Here is a 4,580-nt window from a genome sequence, read left to right as displayed (position 1 = left end):
AGAACTCAAACGACTGGTAGAAAACTCCAACGAATAATCAATTATATGTGAATTGTCAAGGTACTCCGACTGCTGAAAAGTAGTCGGATATTTTTCTGGTAATACCTGAAAATTAAGCGCTTACCATATAAGATCATTTTCCGTAGAAAGGCAGATTTGCTTTTCATCCTGGAAAGACGATATTTTTCTTCTAAAATGTATTGTTCGTCATCATTCAAATAAAATTGTACGGGATGAATTCTGGTACGTTTGCTCATTGAAATCCTCCAATTCGTTTTTTTCTATAAAAAAGAGTACAAAAAAACTGTCTAACCAGTTCGGTTATGACAGTTATATTACTTGACTGTATGATGTTTTGGATAGATGTGTCTACAGTTTATTTTAACAGGAGTAGGCGGAAGCGTCAAATTAAGAAATTATAAAATATGAGAGGGCCAGGGATACTCCCTGATACATTTTGGTAGAATGAACCGGAAAGGGAATTTGACAAAATGAGCCAGGTGTCATGACACTGGCAGTGCTTGCTTCTTTTGGGGTGTAGCCTGCAAAGCAGGCTATGCAAAAGCTATAAAACATAAATAGAACTGTGAGAAGTGGTTGAGAATACAATCCTGATAGCGTATAATCAGAGAAAGAAATCGTAAGTGAGGGATAAATTTGAAACGTGAAGAAATTTTTCAATATGTAAAAGAGCAATATGGAACTGAACCGGAATATTTATGGAAAAAAGATCCTGATTCTGCGGTGCTTCGACATAAAAATGGAAAATGGTATGCTATAATTATGGTAGTGGAAAAGAAAATACTGGGATTAGAAGAAGATGGAAACATTGACATCCTGGATGTAAAATGTGATCCTGATCTGGTTGGGATGATTATTCAAACGTATGGATTTTTACCGGGGTATCATATGAATAAGCAACACTGGATTACGATTCTTTTGGATGATTCTGTCAGTGAAGCTAAGACGCTGGATTTTCTGGATATGAGTTATGATTTAATTGACAGTGGGAAGTAATAAAAAAGGAAGCCTTTCAGAAAAATCTCTGATCGGCTCCCAGGTATTCATTCTGGATATGTATAAGTTGATCTTTGCAACAGGATATTTTCCCAATCTCGTTCATGGCGCAGCACTCGGAGAATATGAATCTCTTTTGTTTCTTCCATTATAATATAAAAAATAATAGATGGCGGAAAAGATCTTTTATGTATGGAATATCCTCTGTACAGAATTTGAGTTCGGGGAAAGGCAGTACTGAACTGACTTAAATTCTGCATTTGTTCTTTCAAATCAGATTGAAAACGGTCAGCATGTTGCTGGCCGAATTCTTCTTCAATATAATCTGCAATGTCTGTGACATCGTAAATTGCTTCCCAGGTTAAAATAATTTTATATTCTTGCATTTCTTCGTGCATCCCTTAATTCTGTGATTTTGCGAAAAGCATCTTCCAGTGGCAATTCACGACCAGCTTCCATATCATCAATTCCCCGGTCTAACATGCGGAGAAGATGATTGTTTTCCTGGTTTTTATCGGTTGTAGGGACTTTTTTTGTTAATTCCATGAAATCACTCCAATCATACGGTTTATAAATAGTGTATGTTGTTCAGAAGTATCTATCCATAGTTTAGCATAGAATGGGCAGCAATACAATTGAATTATTTTGCAGGAGCGTCCGTCAGACCAAGAAGATATTCACAGGAAACATTAAATACTTCGGCCAGTGCGACAACTTCGTAGTCGGGAACGAAACGTGTGCCTTGTTCAATTCGCAGGATTGCCAGATCATTAAAATCATATCCTGCAAGTTGTAATTTGGCAGCGAGTGTTTTCTGAGTAAGATTATGAGCCTTTCGTAATTCTTTTACCCGTTGTCCTATTCTGTTTTTACTGTTCGTTTTTTTATCCCAATAAATAATCATTCTGATCCTCAAAAGTTTCTAAAGATGAAGTATTATTATTGATTTTAAGGAAAAATATTGTTACTATACTTCTAAAGATGAAATTTTTGGAAAGTTTATTTGATTTTTGAAATAAGAAAATGATAATGCTGCCTGTAATGAGAAATAATTCTAATGAGAGGTGGAAAGAAGATGAATGAATTTTATGAAGCAGTATCGAATTTATTTGAGGAATTGCGCTGTGACTCCGGAGAAAGAGAATATACAGTACAGCCGGAAGAATGGAAAGAAGCAGAGAAGAATTTGAAACAAATACAAAAGAAGCTGCCACTACATCTGGAAAAAATCCCAGAGCGTGAGCAGAATTTCTGGAATAAATATCTGGATCAGTTAGAACATTTCCATTATGAAGAGGAGCAGCGGGCTTATTACCAGGGAATGATGGATGTAGTTGAGTTTCTTATTAATATAGGGGCAATAAAGAAATCCACGAATGTTAAGAGAATGATAGAAAAATATGCACGTTAAGAGTGGCGGTATGGGAAACCATACCGCTTCTTCAGAATAATTCAGATAGAATTCAAATGAATTTCAGGGATCTTGTTTATCGTGGTCTGTAGGAATTTTGTATGTGCGCAGGTATGCTTCTACGATGGCAAGGATAGCGGTAATTTGCTCATCGTTGCATTTTGACAGGTACATGAGCAGGCGTTGATAATCAAGATTATCTGTATGATTGTTTGGATAAAACAATGGTTCAGGAGGAACATTTAAAGCGCGTACCAGTTTTCTGATTTTATGAAAACTGGGAACTCGGCCCCCATTTTCAATTTCCTTTAAATATCGGCTGGACATTTCTGCTTTTTCAGCTAATTCTTCATAAGTCAATTTTTGCTCGTGTCGGGCGTTCTTAAAAAACAATCCCAGTTCTTTATCTGTTTGTTTTGGCATATGATACACCTCCATGTTTAGTGTATAGTTCCCTTTATTGAAAGAAAATGAACTAATATTTCACTAAAAAAGAGGGTGATATTTCACTTTTTAAAAGACATATAAAATTCTGAATTTCCGTAAAACAGATCCGGAGGTATGGGAAAGATTAAGAATTTTATTGTCTGGTATCATATCCGTCATTACGTGACGGATGAAATAGATAAATAGTTCAAAAAAGCAAATAAATTTCTTTACCTCAAAAAGTGAATTATATGCCACAAAAAATGATGGCAAAATATTATCTTTTGATATAAATAGCGTCCGATGGGCTAAAAACTACCCATTAGGACGTTTTTTATATACCTCAAAATACAGGAAAAACAATTTTCTCGTATTTATTAAGAAATTTTTTAAAAATTTCTTCCCACACCCCGACAAATGCACTCATCCGTTTGGGATATGTGTGAAGGGGAAGCAAGAACTTTGCTTATTGCCTACCGGCGGGGAAGGAGGTGAACTCTTATGGAGCAATCCTCTTTTCAAGATGAGCAGACAGTCAGACATCAGTTTGATTCTCTGTGCAAGCTGGCATTGAAAAGTGAAGTTATTAATTATGAAAAGCATATGGCATATCGCCAGAAGTATGAAGTGATGTTGTCAGAATTATCAGAAAAGGAGTTGAGCAGACTTTTTATAATGGATGAGCATGAAATGGAAACACATCGTTTTCAGGTCCTGGGTTACGACATAGAAGTCAAAGATGCATTGATTGCTGAAGCACTGCAGACACTTACTGAAAAGAAAAGGAATGTTGTGTTATTATCATATTTTATGGATATGAGTGATGCAGACATTGCCAGAGAAATGAATCTTGTACGCAGCACAATTAATGAGCATCGTAGACGATCACTGGAACTGATGAGAAAAAATATGGAGGAATCTGCAAATGAAAAAAAGTAAAAAACAGAAATGCGCATTTGATTTGCTGCCATTCCATGTTATTGAGGCAGCATCAACTGGTGATACTGAGGCAATCCAGGCAGTGTTGAAGCATTATGAAGGGTACATAACAGTTTTGGCTACCAGAAAAATGTTTGACGAATTTGGACAGGTGCATTACTGTGTAGATGAAACTCTGCGTCAACGCCTGGAAGCAAAACTGATTACTAAGACCTTGGGATTTGATACGAAATCATATGTAAGGAAAAGTAATCAGTAAAGGGAGTATTTAATATAGATTCCTTTTCCCCTTCAGGAATTTTTGTACCTTGAAAATTGTATATTGTTTTACATACAGGACGTGAAGATATGTAGAGCCACTAGGTAAATCCGCCATGATATATCTGCTCTGTTAATGGAGTAAATACGAGGAAATGCTGAAATATAACATTGAAGTAAAGGTATGGAGCGAGAAGAATTTGACAAAATGTGTAGCAGCTGCACAGGGCGACGAAGCATATCTGTGATAATGATACTTCCAGAAAAAATCTGGTCATATTTAATGACGGTGCAAAACCGATGTGGGCAGAGTACTGAACTGCCACCTGTATTGTAATTTTATCTGCCGATGACAGTGTATAAAATTGTAAATTGTCATGGGCAGATAAAAATGTTTTGTCCAAAGAGAAAAGTCCAGCTAATAAATGTCAATAGTTAAATGAAAAAAATTGCTCTTATTTTCTGGCTAAAAAAGGGTAGACGTCCCCCTTGGTGAAAATATCGTTCTTTTGAAAGATATTGATTCGTT

8 protein-coding genes are annotated in these 4,580 nt (G+C 36.0%); 4 read left to right on the top strand and 4 right to left on the bottom strand.

The features are described from left to right. Nucleotides 1-657: 657 nt before the first annotated feature. Nucleotides 658-1,017 carry an MmcQ/YjbR family DNA-binding protein gene (locus tag KQI39_RS17015; protein WP_019162150.1) on the top strand — a complete coding sequence of 120 codons (360 nt, stop codon included), beginning with the start codon at nucleotides 658-660 and terminating at the stop codon, nucleotides 1,015-1,017. 47 nt (nucleotides 1,018-1,064) lie between these two features. On the opposite strand, the gene KQI39_RS17010 is transcribed toward KQI39_RS17015, so the two are convergent. The 3 genes from KQI39_RS17010 to KQI39_RS17000 all read right to left on the bottom strand — a co-directional run bounded on the left by KQI39_RS17010 (nucleotide 1,065) and on the right by KQI39_RS17000 (nucleotide 1,921). Then, nucleotides 1,065-1,403 carry a type II toxin-antitoxin system RelE/ParE family toxin gene (locus KQI39_RS17010; protein WP_195983065.1) on the bottom strand — a complete coding sequence of 113 codons (339 nt, stop codon included), beginning with the start codon at nucleotides 1,401-1,403 and terminating at the stop codon, nucleotides 1,065-1,067. Next, on the bottom strand, nucleotides 1,390-1,563 hold the full coding sequence (locus tag KQI39_RS17005; RefSeq protein WP_005426514.1) for a hypothetical protein: 174 nt from the start codon (nucleotides 1,561-1,563) through the stop codon (nucleotides 1,390-1,392). Before KQI39_RS17005 ends, KQI39_RS17010 begins: the two co-directional genes overlap by 14 nt. Nucleotides 1,564-1,657: 94 nt before the next feature. Continuing rightward, nucleotides 1,658-1,921, bottom strand: coding sequence for a helix-turn-helix domain-containing protein (locus KQI39_RS17000; protein WP_015541275.1), 264 nt, complete (start codon nucleotides 1,919-1,921; stop codon nucleotides 1,658-1,660). Between the two features lie 171 nt (nucleotides 1,922-2,092). On the opposite strand from KQI39_RS17000, the gene KQI39_RS16995 reads away from it, so the two are divergent. After that, entirely contained in the window at nucleotides 2,093-2,428 is a 336-nt protein-coding gene (locus tag KQI39_RS16995; RefSeq protein ID WP_005426510.1) for a hypothetical protein, read from the top strand. Between the two features lie 63 nt (nucleotides 2,429-2,491). Here KQI39_RS16995 and KQI39_RS16990 read toward each other — a convergent pair whose 3' ends face one another. Then, nucleotides 2,492-2,851 (bottom strand): helix-turn-helix domain-containing protein, encoded by a 360-nt coding sequence (locus KQI39_RS16990; RefSeq protein WP_015524620.1) that lies wholly within the window; start codon nucleotides 2,849-2,851, stop codon nucleotides 2,492-2,494. A gap of 504 nt (nucleotides 2,852-3,355) precedes the next feature. Here KQI39_RS16990 and KQI39_RS16985 point away from each other — a divergent pair. Together KQI39_RS16985 and KQI39_RS16980 are read left to right on the top strand one after the other, a co-directional pair. Next, nucleotides 3,356-3,793: an RNA polymerase sigma factor gene (locus KQI39_RS16985; protein ID WP_005426505.1), complete on the top strand. Its 438-nt coding sequence runs from the start codon at nucleotides 3,356-3,358 to the stop codon at nucleotides 3,791-3,793. Next, the gene (locus KQI39_RS16980) at nucleotides 3,780-4,052 is read left to right on the top strand and encodes a helix-turn-helix domain-containing protein (protein ID WP_015541278.1); all 273 of its coding nucleotides are present in this window, start codon (nucleotides 3,780-3,782) and stop codon (nucleotides 4,050-4,052) included. Before KQI39_RS16985 ends, KQI39_RS16980 begins: the two co-directional genes overlap by 14 nt. The last annotated feature ends 528 nt before the right edge of the window (nucleotides 4,053-4,580 follow it).

The organism is Blautia sp. MSJ-36, from assembly GCF_018917985.1.
GTDB lineage: Bacteria > Bacillota > Clostridia > Lachnospirales > Lachnospiraceae > Blautia_A.
The sequence above is the reverse complement of the archived record's forward strand: the minus strand, read 5'-3'. Positions and strand labels throughout refer to the sequence as shown.

Excerpts from the sequence above, each read along its gene's own strand:
- KQI39_RS17010 (WP_195983065.1), bottom strand. The coding sequence starts at position 1,403 with ATGCAAGAATATAAAATTATTTTAACCTGGGAAGCAATTTACGATGTC.
- KQI39_RS17005 (WP_005426514.1), bottom strand. The coding sequence starts at position 1,563 with ATGGAATTAACAAAAAAAGTCCCTACAACCGATAAAAACCAGGAAAAC.
- KQI39_RS17000 (WP_015541275.1), bottom strand. The coding sequence starts at position 1,921 with ATGATTATTTATTGGGATAAAAAAACGAACAGTAAAAACAGAATAGGA.
- KQI39_RS16995 (WP_005426510.1), top strand. The coding sequence starts at position 2,093 with ATGAATGAATTTTATGAAGCAGTATCGAATTTATTTGAGGAATTGCGC.
- KQI39_RS16990 (WP_015524620.1), bottom strand. The coding sequence starts at position 2,851 with ATGCCAAAACAAACAGATAAAGAACTGGGATTGTTTTTTAAGAACGCC.
- KQI39_RS16985 (WP_005426505.1), top strand. The coding sequence starts at position 3,356 with ATGGAGCAATCCTCTTTTCAAGATGAGCAGACAGTCAGACATCAGTTT.
- KQI39_RS16980 (WP_015541278.1), top strand. The coding sequence starts at position 3,780 with ATGAAAAAAAGTAAAAAACAGAAATGCGCATTTGATTTGCTGCCATTC.